Consider the following 15,942-nt stretch of genomic DNA (forward strand, 5'->3'; position numbering starts at 1 on the left):
GGCGATGGCACTTTACCTGATCGGCGATGTGCAGGGCTGCGACGCGGCCCTGGGCCGCCTGCTCGACGAAATCGCGTTTTCACCCAGCCGCGACACCCTGGTCCTCCTGGGCGACCTGGTCAACCGTGGCCCGCAATCGCTGGCGGTGTTGCGGCGCATGGTGGCGCTCGACGGCGCGGCGGACTGCCTGCTGGGCAACCACGACCTGCACCTGCTGGCGGTCGCACACGGCGTGCGCAAGCCGCACCGCAGCGACACGCTGGACGACATCCTGCAGGCACCCGACCGGGACCCGCTGCTCGACTGGCTGCGCAAGCGACCGATGGCGCTGCAGGTGCAGGGCTGGCTGATGGTGCACGCGGGCGCGCTGCCGCAATGGGACGCGGCGCAGACGCTGGCGCTGGCCCGGGAACTGGAAAACGAACTGCGGGGACCGGACTGGGGCGTGTTCCTGCACAACATGTACGGAAACCGCCCGGACCGCTGGAGCGACGATCTGCGGGGCCTGGACCGCCTGCGCGTGATCGTCAATGCGCTGACCCGGCTGCGGTTCTGCAGCTCCGATGGCGTGATGGAGTTCGAGACCAAGGACAGCGCCGCGTCGGCACCCGAGGGGTTCATGCCCTGGTTCGAGGTGCCCGACCGGCGCAGCGGCGGCGAACGGATCGCATTCGGCCACTGGTCGACCCTGGGCGATGTGCATCGCAGCGACCTGCTGGCGCTGGACACAGGCTGCGTCTGGGGCGGTTGCCTGACGGCGGCTCGGATCGGTACCGGCGGCGTGGAACGCATCCACGTACGCTGCGAGCAGGCCCAGAAACCCGGGCTGGCCTGAGCCAACGCTCAGGCGTTTTCCGTCGGGGTGCTCTCGGTCGGCTTGAACAGCGCAGCCACCTTCTTGCGCGTCTTGATGTTCGGCGAGAGGCGGCTCGGCTTGGGCGCCGCCTCTTCCCACGCCGGCTTGGCGTCGTTGGCCGGTGTCGGTTCGTAAGGTTTGTCGAACAGCGGATCGGCCGGCGCGCGCGCAGGCCGCATCGGGCGGCGGTCGGCGGCCCGGTCCTCGCGGCTGGAACGGCCTTCGCGGCTCTGGCGCGCTTCGCGGATTTCGCGGCCTTCACGCCCGCCATCGCGCGGGCCTTCGGCGTTGCCCGCATCGCCCTCGCGCCAGGCGCGCTGCCCGTCGTTGAAACGGCCGGCCGGGCGCTTGTCGGCCTCCAGTTCCACCGCTTCGAGCTCGAACTTCTTGCCGATCAGCTTCTCGATGTCGCCCATCAGGCGCGTGTCCTTGCCACTCACGAAGGAGACGGCCAGGCCGGAGGCGCCGGCGCGACCGGTGCGGCCGATGCGGTGCACATAGTCTTCGGCGTTGAACGGGATGTCGAAGTTGAACACCGCCGGCACGTCCTTGATGTCCAGGCCGCGCGCGGCCACGTCGGTACAGACCAGCAGATCGACCTGGCCCTGCTTGAACGCGTCCAGCGCCTTCAGGCGCTCGTCCTGGCTCTTGTCGCCGTGCAGCGCCGTGGTCTTGAGACCGTCGCGCTCCAGCGAACGCGCCAGGCGGGCGCAACCGAGCTTGCTGTTGACGAACACGAAGGCCTGCGTCACGCCTCGCTCGCGCACGATCTGGCGCAGCACGGCGCGCTTGTCGTCGTCGTCGACGCGGTAGAAGTGCTGCTCCACGGTCGAGGCCGTGGCGTTGGAACGCGCGACCTCGATGGTGATCGGGTCCTGCAGGTAGCTGCCGGCCAGGCGCTTGATTTCGGGCGAGAACGTCGCCGAGAACAGCAGCGTGGTGCGGGTCTTGGGCAGGTAGCTCAGGATGCGCTGCAGGTCGGGCAGGAACCCGATGTCCAGCATGCGGTCGGCCTCGTCGAGCACCACGTACTCGACCTGGTTGAGCACCGCGTTCTTGGCCTCGATGTGGTCCAGCAGCCGGCCCGGCGTGGCCACCAGCACCTCGACGCCCTTCTTGAGCTCCAGCGTCTGCGGCTTCATGTCCATGCCGCCAAACACCACGGTGCTGCGCAGCTGGGTGTACTTGGCGTACTGCTTGATCTGGTCGGCCACCTGGTCGGCCAGCTCGCGCGTGGGCAGCAGCACCAGGGCGCGCACGGGATGGCGGGCGGGGGAGGTGGAGGCGTTCTCGTGCTTGAGCATGCGCTGCAGCAGCGGCAGCGAGAAGGCCGCCGTCTTGCCGGTGCCGGTCTGCGCGGCACCCATCACGTCACGCCCTTGCAGCACGACCGGAATGGCCTCTGCCTGGATGGGCGTCATGCTCTCGTAGCCCATCTCCGCAATGGCGCGGGCAAGGTTGGGAGAGAGCTGGAGTTCGGAAAAGGATTGGGTCATGGACTTTCGGGTTAGCCCCTTATTGTCTCACTTTGACCCTTTCAGGCCCAGATGCCACTTACAAGGCCGCCGCCAAGGGTCTCCCCCAGACCGCCGGGACAGGGTCAGAGCTGGCGCGTGTTGAAGGTGTCGCAGGCCTGGACGTTGCCCGCTTCCAGTCCCTTGTGGAACCAGCGCTGGCGCTGTTCGCTGGTGCCGTGGGTGAAACTGTCGGGCACCGCATAACCCTGGCTGCGTTTCTGCAGTGTGTCGTCGCCGATGGCCGCCGCGGCATTGAGCGCTTCCTCGACGTCACCCGGCTCCAGGATCGCCTTGCTCTTGTGGTTGTGGAACGCCCAGATGCCGGCAAAACAGTCGGCCTGCAGCTCCAGCCGCACCGACAGCGCGTTGTACTCGCGCTCGCTCACACGCTGCCTGGCCTGCTCGACCTTGCCGGAAATCCCGGTGAGGTTCTGCACGTGATGGCCGACCTCGTGCGCGATCACGTAGGCCTGGGCAAAGTCGCCCGGCGCGCCGAGCTGGCGGCGCATGGTGTCGTAAAACGCCAGATCGATGTAGACCTTGTGGTCGCCCGGGCAGTAGAACGGCCCCATGGCCGACTGACCGGTGCCGCAGGCGGTGGGCGTGACACCGCGGTAGAGCACCATGTGCGGCTTCTCGTACTGGCTGCCACTCTGCTGGAACAGCGTGGTCCAGACGTCTTCGGTCCCGGCCAGCACCGAGGACACGAACCGTCCCATCTCGTCGTCGGGCTTGTCGGTCCTGCCCGATGGCGCGGGCGCGGTCTGGGCCGAGTCGGGCGCCAGGTCACCGCCACCGCCGAGCACGCCCAGCACGGTCAGCGGATTGATGCCGAAGATCCAGCTGGCCAGCAGCGCGATCACGATGGTGCCGAAACCGATGCCCCGGCCACCCACACGGCGTGGCGCACCACCTCCACCACCGAACATGCCACCCATGCCGCCGCTCTCGCTGCGGCGGTCTTCGATGTTGTCCGACTGGCGGTTGTTTTCCCATTTCATCTGTGCGCTCCTCGGGCCACCAGCGTCGGGGCCAACGCTGCATTATGCAAACGAAAGCAGCAACAAAAAGCGCTGCCGAGGCAGCGCTTGCGAAAGTACCGGAGCTGTGGTCTTCAGGCCACCGCGGGCTTGAAGTCGCTGGTCGGGCGGCCCTGGAAGTCGGTCCAGCAGCGGCGCGTGAAGTCGTAGAGCTTGCACTTGCGCGCGGTCTCGAAGTACCAGCGCCAGGAGAAGCGCTGGATGATGATGCGGCCGGGCAGCGTGTCTTCCAGCAGCTTCTGCGCGTTCTTGAGCTTGTACAGCGGCACGCTCATATCCACATGGTGGGCGGTGTGCTCCATGATGTGGTGCATCAGGGCGCCGATCTTCATCGGGAAGGTCAGGTGCACCGTAGTCGAGACGAAGGGAGCCGCCCTGGCCCAGGCGTGTTTGTCGTCGTGCCACTGCACGGCGGTGTGCGTGTGGTGCACGTAGACCACGAAACCGATCATCGCGTTCCAGAACAGGAACGGCACCACGAAGCCATAGCCCACCAGTGCCCAGGCCGACTGGCCGGTGCCGTAGGCGGCGCCGATCAGGGCGGCGATCCACAGCACGGCATAGACCGTCACCAGCACGCCGTCGCGCGTGAACTCCGGGCGGTTGGTGCCCATGTAGGTCTTGCGCGGGAAGTACATGCGGTTCCACCACATCTCGACCAGGTAATACAGCGCTGGGCCCCAGCCACTGCGGTAGATGCGCTCCATGAAACGGCGACCGGGCTTGAGGCCATCGAACTCTTCGCGGGTCAGCGGCGCCCAGACGAAGTCCACACCCTTGAGGTTGGTGTAGCCGTGGTGCACGACGTTGTGCCCGACTTCCCACAGGCTGTAGGGGGTGAGCGAGGGCATCATCGCGATGCGGCCCAGGATGCGGTTGAGGCCGCGGTGCGGGGTGTAGCTCTGATGGCAGGCGTCGTGGCCGATGATGAACAGGCGGCCGATGACAAAGCCGGCGACCAGGCCGCACAGCAGCTTGGCCCACCAGGCGTCCAGCAGCACCGTCCCGACGATCAGGGCCAGGAACACCGCCCAGTCGACAGCCAGCAGCACGATGCCCAGCGCCGTGCGTTGCTCGGCGATCGGTGTCAGCCAGCCGCGGATCACTTTGCGGTGCGGCAGGGGCTGCCCGAGCGGAATCGGCTCGGGGGGCAAGGCGTGGACGTTCGGGTCGGACATTCTGGGTCGGTAGGAGCTAACACCCGGCTGGCGGGCACCATGTGAGGCCTCAATTTCGCCGCATTCCGGCGCCGAATCGAGAGATCTCCCTAATTTTATCTGGCGCGCGTGAAGACTGCCTGACAAATATCAAGGCAGAAATAGGGCCTTTCCGGCCAAAAGCAAGCGCTCAGGTCTTGGGCAGGGTGACGCCGACCTGGCCCTGGTACTTGCCGCCGCGGTCCTTGTAGCTGGTCTCGCAGACCTCGTCGCTCTCGAAGAACAGCACCTGGGCGCAGCCTTCACCGGCGTAGATCTTGGCCGGCAACGGTGTGGTGTTGGAGAACTCCAGCGTCACATACCCCTCCCACTCAGGCTCGAAGGGAGTGACGTTGACGATGATGCCGCAGCGGGCGTAGGTGCTCTTGCCCAGGCAGATGGTGAGCACGCTGCGCGGGATGCGGAAATACTCCATCGTGCGGGCCAGCGCAAAGCTGTTGGGCGGGATCACGCAGACATCCTTGTTGATGTCCACGAAGCTGTTCTCGTCAAAGTTCTTCGGATCCACCACGGTGCTGTGGATGTTGGTGAAGACCTTGAATTCGGGCGCGCAGCGGATGTCGTAGCCGTAGCTGCTGGTGCCGTAGCTGACGATCTTCTGGCCCGCGGCGTTCTGCCGGATCTGGCCCGGCTCGAAAGGCTCGATCATGCCGTGCTGCTCGGCCATGCGGCGGATCCATTTGTCGCTCTTGATGCTCATGCTGCGTGCTCCGTGAATAGCCCGCAATTGTAAGGACGGCGCACCCGGCGCCGTCTCCAGACATCACGCCGTGTGAGCGCGCACCACGACCCGGTCGTCGCCCAGCACGATCAGCGCGAACAGCAGCTCATCCAGGCTGCCGGCCTGCGCCGTCTTGCGCGCCAGCAGTGGCGTGGCCTTCGGGTTCAGCACCACGAAGTCGGCTTCGTGGCCCGGCTGCAGGTTGCCGACCACGCCGTCCAGACCGAGCGCGCGCGCGGCGCCCGCCGTGTGTTGCCACCAGAGCTGGCCCGGCGAGAGACTCAGCCCCGGCTTGGTGTGCCCTTCGCGCCCCACGTAGTAGGCGGCCATCATGGTGTGGAAGGGCGAGAAGCTGGTCCCGCCGCCCACATCGCTGGCCAGGCCGTAGCGCATGCCGGCCGCGTCGGCCGCGGCGTAGTCGAAGAAGCCGCTGCCCAGGAAAAGGTTGCTGGTGGGACTGACGGCCGCGGCCGTGCCGGTTTCACGCATGAGAAGCCGGTCGTGCGCATCCAGGTGGATGCAATGGGCGTAGACGGCACGCTCGCGCAGCAGGCCGAAGTCGCCGTACACCCCCAAGTAGCTGCGCGCCTGCGGGTACAGCTCGGCCACCCAGCGCACCTCATCGTGGTTTTCGGCCACATGCGACTGGATCCACACGTCGCCGTACTTGGCCGCCAGCTCGCCCGCACCACGCAGTTGCGCCTCGCTGCTGGTGGGCGCAAAGCGCGGGGTGATGGCGTAGCCCAGCCGGTCCACGCCGTGCCAGCGCCGGATCAGTGCTTCGGTGTCGATCAGGCTCTGCTCGGTCTGGTCGCGCACGCCGTCGGGGCTGTGACGGTCCTGCAGCACCTTACCGGTGATGAAGCGCAGACCCCTTGCCTGCGCCGCGTCGAACGCGGCGTCGACCGACGCAGGGTGCGAGGTGGCGAAGGTCAGCGCGGTGGTGACGCCGTGGCGCGCCAGCTCGTCGAAGAAGAACTCGGCCACGCCGCGTGCGTAGTCCTTGTCGGCGAAGCGCGATTCGTGGGGAAAGGTGTAGTTCTCGAGCCAGGGCAGCAGGCCGGCTGCGGGCGCACCGATCACGTCGGTCTGCGGGTAATGCACGTGCAGGTCGATGAAGCCCGGTGCAATCAGATGCCCTCGAAGGTCTTCCACCGCCACACCGGCAAAGCGGTCGATCAGCGTGTCGTGGTCGCCGACGGCGCGCACTACCTTGCGGCCATGCGCATCGGGCCCGACGACCAGCAGGCCGTCGGATTCATACAGGGGTTGGTGGTCGTCGCCGAATCGGAGCAGTGCAGCGCGGTAGGCTTTCATCACCGGCGAAGCTTATCCGCCACGCCAGTGCCGCGCATACCGCCTGTTGCATAACCCTCATCGGGCCGTGCAACCTGTCACACAACCGTGTCCTGCTTCAGCGCGAGATCTTGCCAATCACACCGTCGACAAACCAGTTCATGCCGAGGATGGCCTCGTCCTGCAGCGACTGTCCGGGAGCGATCACGGTCTTGCCTTCGTTGTCCTTCACGCCGTGCTGGCCACCGGTGAACACCGCCAGCTTGCCGGCAGCCATCTCGGCCTGCCGCTTCTGCACCTCGGCCTGCACGGCGGCGGGCACCTTGCTGCCGAAGCTGTCGACGCGGATCATGCCCTCGCGCACACCGCCCCACACCTGGCCGCTTTTCCAGCTGCCGTCCAGCACCGCCTTGACGCGGCGCGTGTAGTAGTCGCCCCACTGGTGCGTGACCGCCGCCACCTGCGCGTCGGGCGCGACCTTGCGCATGTCGGAGTGGTAGGCCACGGCGAGTTTGCCGCGCTCCTGCGCCGCCACCATCACCGCGTTGGAGCCGGTGTGGAACGCCAGCACTTCGGCGCCCTGGTTCATCAAGCTCAGCGCAGCGTCGCGCTCGCGCGGTGGGTTGAACCACTCGCCCAGGAACACCACGCGCACGGTGGCCTTGGGGTTGACCGAGCGCATGCCCAGGGCAAAGGCGTTGATGCCCTGGATCACCTCGGGAATCGGGAAACCGGCGACATAGCCGGCCTGCGTCGCCATCCGCCCTGCGGCGATGCCGGCGAGATAGCGGCCTTCGTAGTAGCGCGCGTTGGACGCGGCCACGTTGGGTGCCGTCTTGAAACCGGTGACCGACTCGAACTTCACGCCCGGAAACTCCTGGGCCACCTTGAGCGTGGGCTCCATGTAGCCGAAGCTGGGCGTGAAGATGATCTGGTTGCCCTGCATCGCCAGGTCACGGATCACGCGCTCGGCATCCGGGCCTTCGGCCACGTTCTCGACGAACGTGGTCTTGACCTGACCGGGCAAGGCGGCCTCGACCGCGAGGCGGCCCTGGTCGTGCTGGCGCACCCAGCCCGCGTCGGTCAACGGTGCGACGTAGACGAAGGCAGCCTTGACCGGCGGGGCCGGCGGTTGGGAAAAAGCGGGGGAGAAAAAACAGGCGGCCGCGAGTGCGGCTGCGAGGTTTTTGTACATGGTGGTCCTCTACATGGCTTCCGGGGGACAAAAAGAAGCGAGCCGGGGAAGCACCGGCTCGCTGCCTGAGATTTTACCGGAGCGGATCAGGCCGCGGTCACGCGCTCCAGTTCTTCCAGACAGGCCGTCCGCCGCTCTTCACTGACGAAGCTGGCCTCGAAACTGTTCTTCGCCAGCCGGATCACGTCCTCGCGGCTGAGTTGAAGCGCCTGCACGGTCTGTTCGAAGTTCGCGTTCATGTAGCCGCCGAAATAGGCCGGGTCGTCGGAGTTGACCGTGGCGCACAGCCCGGCGTCGAGCATCTTCTTGAGCGGGTGGTCGCGCAGGTCCTTCACCACGCACAGCTTGAGATTGGACAGCGGGCACACCGTCAGCGGCATGCGCGAACGCGCCAGTTCCGCCATCAGTGCGGCGTCCTGCATCACGGCCACGCCGTGGTCGATGCGCTGCACCTGCAACAGGTCGATCGCCTCGCGCATGTAGGCTGGCGGCCCCTCCTCGCCGGCGTGTGCGACCAGCTTCAGCCCCAGTTCGCGGCAGCGCGCGAAGACGCGCTGGAACTTCGATGGCGGGTGCCCCAGCTCACTCGAATCGAGGCCAACGCCGATGAAGTGCTCGCGGTAAGGCAGTGCGGCTTCCAGCGTGGCGAACGCATCCTCTTCGCTCAGATGGCGCAGGAAACACAGGATCAGCGCCGAGCTGATGCCGAGTTCGGCCTCGGCCTGGCGGCAGGCGCCCGTCAGCCCCTCGATCACCGCCGCGATCGGCACGCCGCGCGCCGTGTGGGTCTGTGGGTCGAAGAACAGCTCGGTGTGCAGGACGTGGTCGGCCCTGGCGCGCAGGAAGTAGGCCCAGGCCATGTCGTGGAAGTCCTGCGCGGTCAGCAGCACGCTGGCGCCGGCGTAGTAGATGTCCAGGAAGCTCTGCAGGTCGGTGAAGGCGTAGGCCGCGCGCAGCGCCTCCACGCTGGGATAGCTCAAAGCCACGCCATTGCGCTGCGCCAGCGCAAAGATCAGCTCCGGCTCCAGCGAGCCTTCGATGTGGATGTGCAGCTCGGCCTTGGGAATCGCTCGCGCGAGTTCGATGGCATTCATGGAGTTTCCTTTTCGTTCAGCAGACACCCAGCGACATCCCCAGGCGTGCGAGGTAGCGCCGGTAGGCGCTGGACATGCGGTCGGCCGGGCCGTGGACCTCCCCGACGGGGCCGTCCTTGCCGATCGGCAGACGCTTGGGCTGCTGCGATTCCACCACCGGCCGGTCCTGAGCGAACACCGCGTTCTGGAACTCGCGCAACTCTTCGTCGTCCGAGAGGTCGCCCAGGGTCGCCATCGTGAACCAGGCGGTGCAGGCCTCGGGGCCATCGGGGCGGATGAACAGCGCGATCGCGTTGCTCACCGGGTCGCCTTCGGCCGCATCCTTGCGCAGGATGGCGGCAAATGGGTGCGGCACGTCGTAGCGGTAGGCGATCCAGGCGCCATCCTCCGCGCCCGCATAGGCCCGAGGCTGCCAGGCCTTGCATTCGCGCGCCTTCACACCCTCGGGGCTTTCGTCGACCCGTCCGGTCTCGACCTGCGCGTGGCTGCGCGCGCCCAGCCAGCCCTCGTGCACGAAGCCGAAATGGCTCAGGTCCAGGAAGTTCTCCACCAGACGCGGCGCGCTGGTCCCCACCTCGTACGGCCCGCACAGCACCTGGCGCCACACCGGGTCATTCCAGGCGTCGAACAGCGGCGGCTCGCACAGAGCGGCCGGCACCACAGACCGGTCCGCCCGTTCCAGCCGCACCCAGACCAGACCATGGCGCTCCTGCGCCTCGAACACCTCCACGCAGTGCGCGGCGGGTGGCTCGAACGCCGGCGCGGCCGGCACGTGCACGCTGCGCCCCACGGCCACCGGCTCGCCGTGTCCCTGGCGCGCCGCCACCTCGCCCGCGAACTGCCAGCCGTGGTAGGGGCACTCCAGCCGCGCGCCGTGCAGGTGGTTGAGCACACGCCCGAGAGAGAGCCTGGCCCCGCGGTGCGGACAGCGGTCGGCCCAAGCATGCACCAACCCGGCGGCGCCTTCGTGCCCCGGCTCGCGCCAGAGCACCAGCGCCTGCCCCAGCAGCTCCACCGCCACCGGATCGTCCCGCAGATGAATCCCCGCAATCAACGGGTGCCAGAGTTGTCGCTCGATCATGGAACCTCCAAAGAAAAACGCCGCTGCGGGTGCAGCGGCGCTGAGACGTTGCCGGCGCGCGTGCCTTCAGGCCAGCACACACCGTGGAACCGGCTCTGCCGGGCCACTGGTGTGGTCCCCCTGGGGGGAAGACGCGAAGCGGCGCAGGGGTGTGCCTCAGTTCGGCAGCTTGCCTTCCACGCCCTTGACGTAGAACTTGATGCCGCCCAGGAACTTGTCGTCGGCGACCACGTCCTTGGCCAGCACTTCCTTGCCGTCCTGGCCCACGATCGGGCCCTTCCAGATCGCGAAGGAGCCATCCTTCAGACCGGCCTTGACGGTGTCGATCTTGGCCTTGGCTTCGGCCGGCACGTCGGCGGCGATCGAGACGATGTCGATCGCGCCTTCCTTCACGCCCCACCAGACGCCGCCGGTGGCCCAGGTGCCTTCCAGCGCGTCCTTGACGGCCTTCTTGTAGTACGGCCCCCAGTTGATGACGGACGAGGCCAGGTGGGCCTTGGGGCCGTAGGCGGTCATGTCGGAATCCCAGCCGAAGGCGCGCTTGCCCTTTTCTTCGGCGGTCTTGAGCACGGCCGGCGAGTCGGTGTTCTGCATCAGCACGTCGGCGCCGCCGTTGATCAGCGAGGTCGCGGCTTCGGTTTCCTTCGGCGGATCGAACCAGCCGTTGACCCAGACCACCTTGGTCTTGACCTTGGGGTTCACCGACTGGGCGCCCAAGGTGAAGCTGTTGATGTTGCGGATCACTTCGGGAATTGGGATCGAGGCCACCACGCCCAGCGTGTTGGTCTTGGTCATGGAACCGGCGATCACGCCGGCCATGTACGCGCCTTCGTAGGTGCGGCTGTCGTAGGTGCGCATGTTCTCGGCCGTCTTGTAGCCGGTGGCGTGCTCGAACTTCACGTCCTTGAACTCGGGCGCGACCTTGAGCATGGGCTCCATGTAGCCGAAGGTGGTGCCGAAGATGACCTTGTTGCCCTGGCCGGCCAGGTCACGCATCACGCGCTCGGCGTCGGGGCCTTCGGGCACGCCTTCGACGAAGCTGGTCTTGATCTTGTCGCCGAACTCGGCCTCCAGCGCCTTGCGGGCGTTGTCGTGCGCGAATGTCCAGCCGCCGTCGCCGACCGGGCCGACGTAGGCAAACGCCACCTTCAAGGGCTCAGCGGCGGGTGCGGGAGCCGCCGCGGCCGGGGCCGGTGCAGGAGCGGGAGCCGCAGGTGCTTCTTCCTTCTTGCCGCAGCCGATCAGGGCCGCGCTGGCCACGGCGGTGAGCGCCGCGAGCTTGATGAGGGAGCGTTTGTTCAGGTCGGTCATGAAAACCTCTTGGTGGGTTGGGGTGAAAGGGAAATTATGAACCCGGATAGAACGGTTTCCCGATCGACGCGGGCATGTTGATGCGGATCCAGGTCGGGTTGCGCGAGATCAGAACCAGCACCACGATGGTCGCCAGGTACGGCATCATGGTCAGGAACTGGCTGGGCACATTGACGCCCATGCCCTGCAGGTGGAACTGCAGCATGGTCACGAAACCGAACAGGTAGGCACCAAGCAACACGCGTGCCGGGCGCCAGGTCGCGAAGGTGGTCAGTGCCAGCGCGATCCAGCCCTTGCCGGCGATCATGCCCTCGACCCACAGCGGCGTGTAGGCGGTCGACACATAGGCACCCGCCAGGCCGCACAGCGCGCCACCGGCGATCACCGCCAGGAAACGGATGCGGCGCACCGGATAACCCAGCGCGTGCGCCGACTCGGGGCTCTCGCCCACGCTGCGCAGCACCAGCCCTGCGCGTGTGCGCCACAGGAACCAGATCAGGCCGGCCATGAGCGCCATGCACACATAGACCATCGGGTGGTGGCGGAACAGCGCAGCGCCCAGGAACGGAATGTCGGACAGCACCGGAATCGGTGTCGCCGGCGTGGTGTTCAGCTTGGCCTGCACGTAGCTGGTGCCGGCGAACGCCGAGAAGCCTCCGCCGAACAGCGTCAGCGCCAGCCCGGTCGCGTACTGGTTGGTGTTGAGCCAGATCACCAGCACGCCAAAGATCGCGGCCAGCAGTGCGCCGACCAGCATGCCGGCGGCAAAACCCAGCAGCGGGCTGCCGGTGTGCACCACGGCGGCAAAACCCGCCAGCGCGGCGCACAGCATCATGCCCTCGGCGCCGAGGTTGACGATGCCGGCCTTTTCGTTGATCAGCAGGCCCAGCGAAGCGATCGCCAGCACGGTGCCGGCGTTGAGCGAGGCGGCAATGAGGAGAGCGGTGGAATCCATGTCAGCGTCTCCTTCTTACTTCTTCCAGACCACGCGGTAGGCGATCAGCGTGTCGCAGGCCAGCAGCGCGAACAGCAGCAGCCCCTGGAACACGCCGGTGATCGACTTGGGCAGGCCCATGCGCGACTGCGCGAGTTCACCGCCGATGTAGAACATGCTCATCAGGATGGCCGAGAACACGATGCCCACCGGGTGCAGGCGGCCGACAAAGGCCACGATGATGGCCGCGAAGCCGTAGCCCATCGGCACATAGGGGGTGAGCTGGCCGATCGGCCCGGCCACCTCCAGCCCGCCCGCCAGACCGGCGGCCGCGCCCGAAGTCAGCAGCGCCACCCACAGGGCCTTGCGCGACGAGAAACCCGCGTAACGCGCGGCGGCGGGCGCCAGGCCGCCGACGATCTGCGCGAAACCGGCGTAGGTGCGGAACAGGAACAGCCAGGCACCGGCGACGCCGGCCAGCGCCAGCAGCAGGCCGATGTTCAGCCGCGTGCCCTGCACCAGCTTGGGAATCTGGGTCACCGCGTCGAAGGTCTTGGTCTGCGGGAAGTTGTAGCCCAGCGGGTCCTTCCAAGGCCCGTAGACCAGGTAGTTGAGCACCTGGATCGCCACATAGACCAGCATCAGGCTGACCAGGATCTCGTTGGCGTTGAAGCGGTCGCGCAGCAGCGCCGTGATGCCGGCCCAGAGCATGCCGCCGAACATCCCCGCCAGCAGGATCAGCACCACCACGCCGCGCCCGGTGTCCGGCCCGGCCGACAGTGCCACGCCGGCCGAGAAGATCGCGCCGACGACGTACTGGCCCTCGGCGCCGATGTTCCAAACGTTGGAGCGGAAACACACCGCCAGCCCGAGCGAGATGATCAGCAACGGGGTGGCCTTGACCATCAGTTCGGTCAGCGCGTAGGTGCTCTTGAGCGGTTCCCAGAAAAACACCTGCAGGCCGCGCACCGGGTCCTTGCCCAGCAGCGCAAACAGGATCACACCGATGACCACGGTGATGGTCAGCGCCAGCAAGGGCGAGGCGTAGCCCCAGCGAGCCGAGGGTTGGGGACGGACTTCAAGCCGCAGCATGCGCGCTCTCCTTGTGGTTGTGGTTCGCGCCGTCCCAGAGGCCCGACATCCATTCGCCGATCAGTTCCACCGTCGCCCTGGCGCGATCGATCGGGGGCGAGAGCCGCCCCTTGGCGATCACGTGCAGCCGGTCGCTGATCTCGAACAGCTCGTCCAGTTCCTCGCTCACCACCAGCACCGCGCAGCCCGCGTCGCGCAGCGCGAGGATCTCGCTGCGGATCTGGGCCGAGGCGCCGACGTCGACGCCCCAGGTCGGCTGGCTGACGATCAGCAGCTTCGGCTTCGCTTCGATCTCGCGACCGACGATGAATTTCTGCAGGTTGCCGCCCGAGAGCGACTTGGCCGCCGCGCCGGGCCCGTTGGCCTTGACCTTGTAGCGGGCGATGATGTCCTCGGCCTGCGCCTTGAGCGCACCCAGCCGCAGCCATCCGCCCCGGCCCAGCGTGTCGCGGCGCGTGAGCAGCAGGTTGTGCGCCAGCGACAGCGTCGGCACCGCACCGCGGCCCAGCCGCTCCTCGGGCACGAAATGCAGGCCGAGCGCGCGGCGCCGGCCCGGCGGCAGCCGGGAAGCGTCCTGCCCTCCCACCCGGACGCTGCCGGCGGGCGCGTGGGTGTCTTCGCCCGAGAGCGCATAGAGCAGCTCGGCCTGGCCGTTGCCCGAGACGCCGGCGATGCCGACCACCTCGCCGGCGCGCACCGTCAGCGCGATGCCCGCCAGGTCGGTGCCAAAGGGGTCGCCGCTGGCCAGGGTCAGCCCCTGGACCTCCAGCACCGCCGCCCCGGCGTTGAGCGCACGCGCCTGCAGCGCGGGCGGTTCGGCGCCGATCATCAGGCGCGACAGCGAGGCGTTGCTTTCGTTCTGCGGGTTGCAGACCCCGGTGACCAGACCGCCGCGCAACACGGTGCAGGCGGTGCAGAGTTCGCGGATCTCGTGCAGCTTGTGGCTGATGTAGAGGATCGAGCAGCCTTCGGACGCGAGCTTCTTCAGAACGACAAAGAGCTTTTCGACCGCCTGTGGCGTCAGCACCGAGGTCGGCTCGTCCAGGATCAGCAGCTGCGGGCTGGTCAGCAGCGCACGGATGATCTCGACCCGCTGCATCTCGCCGACGGACAGCGTGTGCACCGGGCGCTTGGGGTCGATGTCCAGTCCGTACTCCGCCGCCGTGGCGTCGATGCTGGCCGTCACCTCGGCCAGGGTGAGCGACTTGTCCAGACCCAGCCAGACGTTTTCGGCCACCGTGATGGTGTCGAACAGCGAGAAGTGCTGGAACACCATGCTAATGCCCAGCGCCCGCGCTTCCTGCGGGTTGCGGATGTGCACCGGGCGACCGTTGAACATCACCGCACCTTCGTCGGGTTTGACCGAGCCGTAGATGATCTTCATCAGCGTGGACTTGCCGGCGCCGTTCTCGCCCAGCACCGCGTGGATTTCGCCAGGCGCGACGGAGAGCGAGACGTTGCTGTTGGCCACCACACCGGGGTAGCGCTTGGTGATGCCGGTCAGTTGCAGTCGGGGGGTCGTCAAGGCGATCTCCTTCTTGTTGTTCGGGGCAAAGCTGCCATTGTCATGCCGCATCCGCCTGCGCTTCGGGCCGGCGCAGCGAGGCCGCGACCGATTTGATCTGCTCGCGCAGCCAGCGGCTGGCGCTGGAGGTGTGGGTGCGCTCGTGCCAGAGCTGGTAATACATCATGCGCGGGAACGGCACCGGGCAGGCCAGCACCTGCACCGGCAACGACGCGGTGAAGCGCTCGGCGTACTGGCGGCCCGTGGTCAGCACCAGCAGGCTGCCGGCCACCATGGCCGGGATCAGCCCGAAGTGCGGGCAGCGGGCCACGATGTTGCGCGACAGGCCCTGGCTGTCCAGGTGTTCGTCGATGAAGCCCCGGGCGCCGGGGTGGGTCGGCGTCGGGGCGATGTGTTCGGCCGCCAGCCAGGCGTCGATGTCCCAGCCCCGGCGCGCCGCCGGGTGGTGGCTGGCCACCAGGCTCACCACCTCGTCGCCGAACAGACGGCCCAGGTGCAGGTCTTCCGGCGGCTTGGGCCAGTTGCCGATCACCACCTCGTACTGGCCCTGGGCCAGGTGCGAGCGGTAGTCGGCGTCGGCCGACAGCGGATGGATCTCGATGCCGCAGTGCGGCGCGCTGGCCTTGATCTGGGTCACCAGCTGGGGCAGGAACAGCGGGTCCAGGTAGTCGCTGGCGGCCAGGCTGAAGCTGTGGGTCGCGGTCGCCGGGTCGAAGGCCCGGGCGTCGGAGAACAGCATCTCGGCGCTGCGCAGGATGCCGGCCGCCGGTTCGATCATGCGCAGGCCGGCGACAGTGGGCACCATGCTGGCGCCCGAACGCACCAGAAGGGGGTCCCCGGCCAGTTCGCGCAGGCGCTTGAGCGCCGCGCTGACCGCCGGCTGGTGCATGCCCAGCCGCAACGCCGCCCGCGACACGCTGCGCTCGGTCAGGACCGTGTGCAGCACGCGGATCAGGTGCAGGTCAATCTTGTCGAACATGGACATGTATTTCATACCCTTGCATCATGCTTGCGGATGGGGGTTCCGGCATTCTCGCCATATGCCTGAGCATATGTTGTGCCA

14 protein-coding genes are annotated in these 15,942 nt (G+C 67.4%); 1 reads left to right on the plus strand and 13 read right to left on the minus strand.

Going from position 1 to position 15,942, the window contains the following annotated elements:
* Nucleotides 1-4: 4 nt before the first annotated feature.
* Nucleotides 5-835 (plus strand): symmetrical bis(5'-nucleosyl)-tetraphosphatase, encoded by an 831-nt coding sequence (locus ACS5NL_RS08605; RefSeq protein ID WP_439353314.1) that lies wholly within the window; start codon nt 5-7, stop codon nt 833-835.
* Between the two features lie 8 nt (nt 836-843).
* Here ACS5NL_RS08605 and ACS5NL_RS08610 read toward each other — a convergent pair whose 3' ends face one another.
* From ACS5NL_RS08610 to ACS5NL_RS08670, 13 genes are all read right to left on the minus strand, one after another.
* Nucleotides 844-2,352: a DEAD/DEAH box helicase gene (locus tag ACS5NL_RS08610; RefSeq protein ID WP_439353315.1), complete on the minus strand. Its 1,509-nt coding sequence runs from the start codon at nt 2,350-2,352 to the stop codon at nt 844-846.
* Between the two features lie 104 nt (nt 2,353-2,456).
* Nucleotides 2,457-3,374, minus strand: a complete 918-nt coding sequence (gene ypfJ, locus ACS5NL_RS08615) for a KPN_02809 family neutral zinc metallopeptidase (protein ID WP_439353316.1) — start codon at nt 3,372-3,374, stop codon at nt 2,457-2,459.
* A 113-nt stretch (nt 3,375-3,487) separates the two neighbouring features.
* Complete coding sequence (locus ACS5NL_RS08620; RefSeq protein ID WP_439353317.1) at nt 3,488-4,591, minus strand: fatty acid desaturase; 1,104 nt, start codon at nt 4,589-4,591, stop codon at nt 3,488-3,490.
* A 169-nt stretch (nt 4,592-4,760) separates the two neighbouring features.
* On the minus strand, nt 4,761-5,330 hold the full coding sequence (dcd, locus tag ACS5NL_RS08625) for a dCTP deaminase (protein WP_439353318.1): 570 nt from the start codon (nt 5,328-5,330) through the stop codon (nt 4,761-4,763).
* Between the two features lie 63 nt (nt 5,331-5,393).
* Nucleotides 5,394-6,668, minus strand: a complete 1,275-nt coding sequence (guaD, locus tag ACS5NL_RS08630; protein ID WP_439353319.1) for a guanine deaminase — start codon at nt 6,666-6,668, stop codon at nt 5,394-5,396.
* Between the two features lie 97 nt (nt 6,669-6,765).
* Nucleotides 6,766-7,842 (minus strand): BMP family ABC transporter substrate-binding protein, encoded by a 1,077-nt coding sequence (locus ACS5NL_RS08635; RefSeq protein WP_439353320.1) that lies wholly within the window; start codon nt 7,840-7,842, stop codon nt 6,766-6,768.
* A gap of 86 nt (nt 7,843-7,928) precedes the next feature.
* Nucleotides 7,929-8,936 (minus strand): adenosine deaminase, encoded by a 1,008-nt coding sequence (locus ACS5NL_RS08640; RefSeq protein WP_439353321.1) that lies wholly within the window; start codon nt 8,934-8,936, stop codon nt 7,929-7,931.
* A 16-nt stretch (nt 8,937-8,952) separates the two neighbouring features.
* A complete protein-coding gene (locus ACS5NL_RS08645; RefSeq protein ID WP_439353322.1) occupies nt 8,953-10,017 on the minus strand; it encodes a Rieske 2Fe-2S domain-containing protein in 1,065 nt (354 codons plus the stop codon).
* Nucleotides 10,018-10,173: 156 nt separating this feature from the next.
* A complete protein-coding gene (locus tag ACS5NL_RS08650; RefSeq protein WP_439353323.1) occupies nt 10,174-11,328 on the minus strand; it encodes a BMP family ABC transporter substrate-binding protein in 1,155 nt (384 codons plus the stop codon).
* A gap of 34 nt (nt 11,329-11,362) precedes the next feature.
* A complete protein-coding gene (locus tag ACS5NL_RS08655; protein WP_439353324.1) occupies nt 11,363-12,283 on the minus strand; it encodes an ABC transporter permease in 921 nt (306 codons plus the stop codon).
* A gap of 15 nt (nt 12,284-12,298) precedes the next feature.
* Nucleotides 12,299-13,354 carry an ABC transporter permease gene (locus ACS5NL_RS08660; protein ID WP_439353325.1) on the minus strand — a complete coding sequence of 352 codons (1,056 nt, stop codon included), beginning with the start codon at nt 13,352-13,354 and terminating at the stop codon, nt 12,299-12,301.
* Entirely contained in the window at nt 13,341-14,879 is a 1,539-nt protein-coding gene (locus tag ACS5NL_RS08665) for an ABC transporter ATP-binding protein (protein WP_439353326.1), read from the minus strand. Before ACS5NL_RS08665 ends, ACS5NL_RS08660 begins: the two co-directional genes overlap by 14 nt.
* A gap of 40 nt (nt 14,880-14,919) precedes the next feature.
* The gene (locus ACS5NL_RS08670) at nt 14,920-15,873 is read right to left on the minus strand and encodes a LysR family transcriptional regulator (protein ID WP_439353327.1); all 954 of its coding nucleotides are present in this window, start codon (nt 15,871-15,873) and stop codon (nt 14,920-14,922) included.
* Nucleotides 15,874-15,942: the final 69 nt, after the last annotated feature.

Origin of the sequence: Hydrogenophaga sedimenti, from assembly GCF_051857515.1 — a bacterium.
Lineage (GTDB): Bacteria > Pseudomonadota > Gammaproteobacteria > Burkholderiales > Burkholderiaceae_C > Hydrogenophaga.

Coding starts and splice junctions, on each gene's coding strand:
- ACS5NL_RS08605 (WP_439353314.1), top strand. CDS start 5: ATGGCACTTTACCTGATCGGCGATGTGCAGGGCTGCGACGCGGCCCTG.
- ACS5NL_RS08610 (WP_439353315.1), bottom strand. CDS start 2,352: ATGACCCAATCCTTTTCCGAACTCCAGCTCTCTCCCAACCTTGCCCGC.
- ypfJ (WP_439353316.1), bottom strand. CDS start 3,374: ATGAAATGGGAAAACAACCGCCAGTCGGACAACATCGAAGACCGCCGC.
- ACS5NL_RS08620 (WP_439353317.1), bottom strand. CDS start 4,591: ATGTCCGACCCGAACGTCCACGCCTTGCCCCCCGAGCCGATTCCGCTC.
- dcd (WP_439353318.1), bottom strand. CDS start 5,330: ATGAGCATCAAGAGCGACAAATGGATCCGCCGCATGGCCGAGCAGCAC.
- guaD (WP_439353319.1), bottom strand. CDS start 6,668: ATGAAAGCCTACCGCGCTGCACTGCTCCGATTCGGCGACGACCACCAA.
- ACS5NL_RS08635 (WP_439353320.1), bottom strand. CDS start 7,842: ATGTACAAAAACCTCGCAGCCGCACTCGCGGCCGCCTGTTTTTTCTCC.
- ACS5NL_RS08640 (WP_439353321.1), bottom strand. CDS start 8,936: ATGAATGCCATCGAACTCGCGCGAGCGATTCCCAAGGCCGAGCTGCAC.
- ACS5NL_RS08645 (WP_439353322.1), bottom strand. CDS start 10,017: ATGATCGAGCGACAACTCTGGCACCCGTTGATTGCGGGGATTCATCTG.
- ACS5NL_RS08650 (WP_439353323.1), bottom strand. CDS start 11,328: ATGACCGACCTGAACAAACGCTCCCTCATCAAGCTCGCGGCGCTCACC.
- ACS5NL_RS08655 (WP_439353324.1), bottom strand. CDS start 12,283: ATGGATTCCACCGCTCTCCTCATTGCCGCCTCGCTCAACGCCGGCACC.
- ACS5NL_RS08660 (WP_439353325.1), bottom strand. CDS start 13,354: ATGCTGCGGCTTGAAGTCCGTCCCCAACCCTCGGCTCGCTGGGGCTAC.
- ACS5NL_RS08670 (WP_439353327.1), bottom strand. CDS start 15,873: ATGAAATACATGTCCATGTTCGACAAGATTGACCTGCACCTGATCCGC.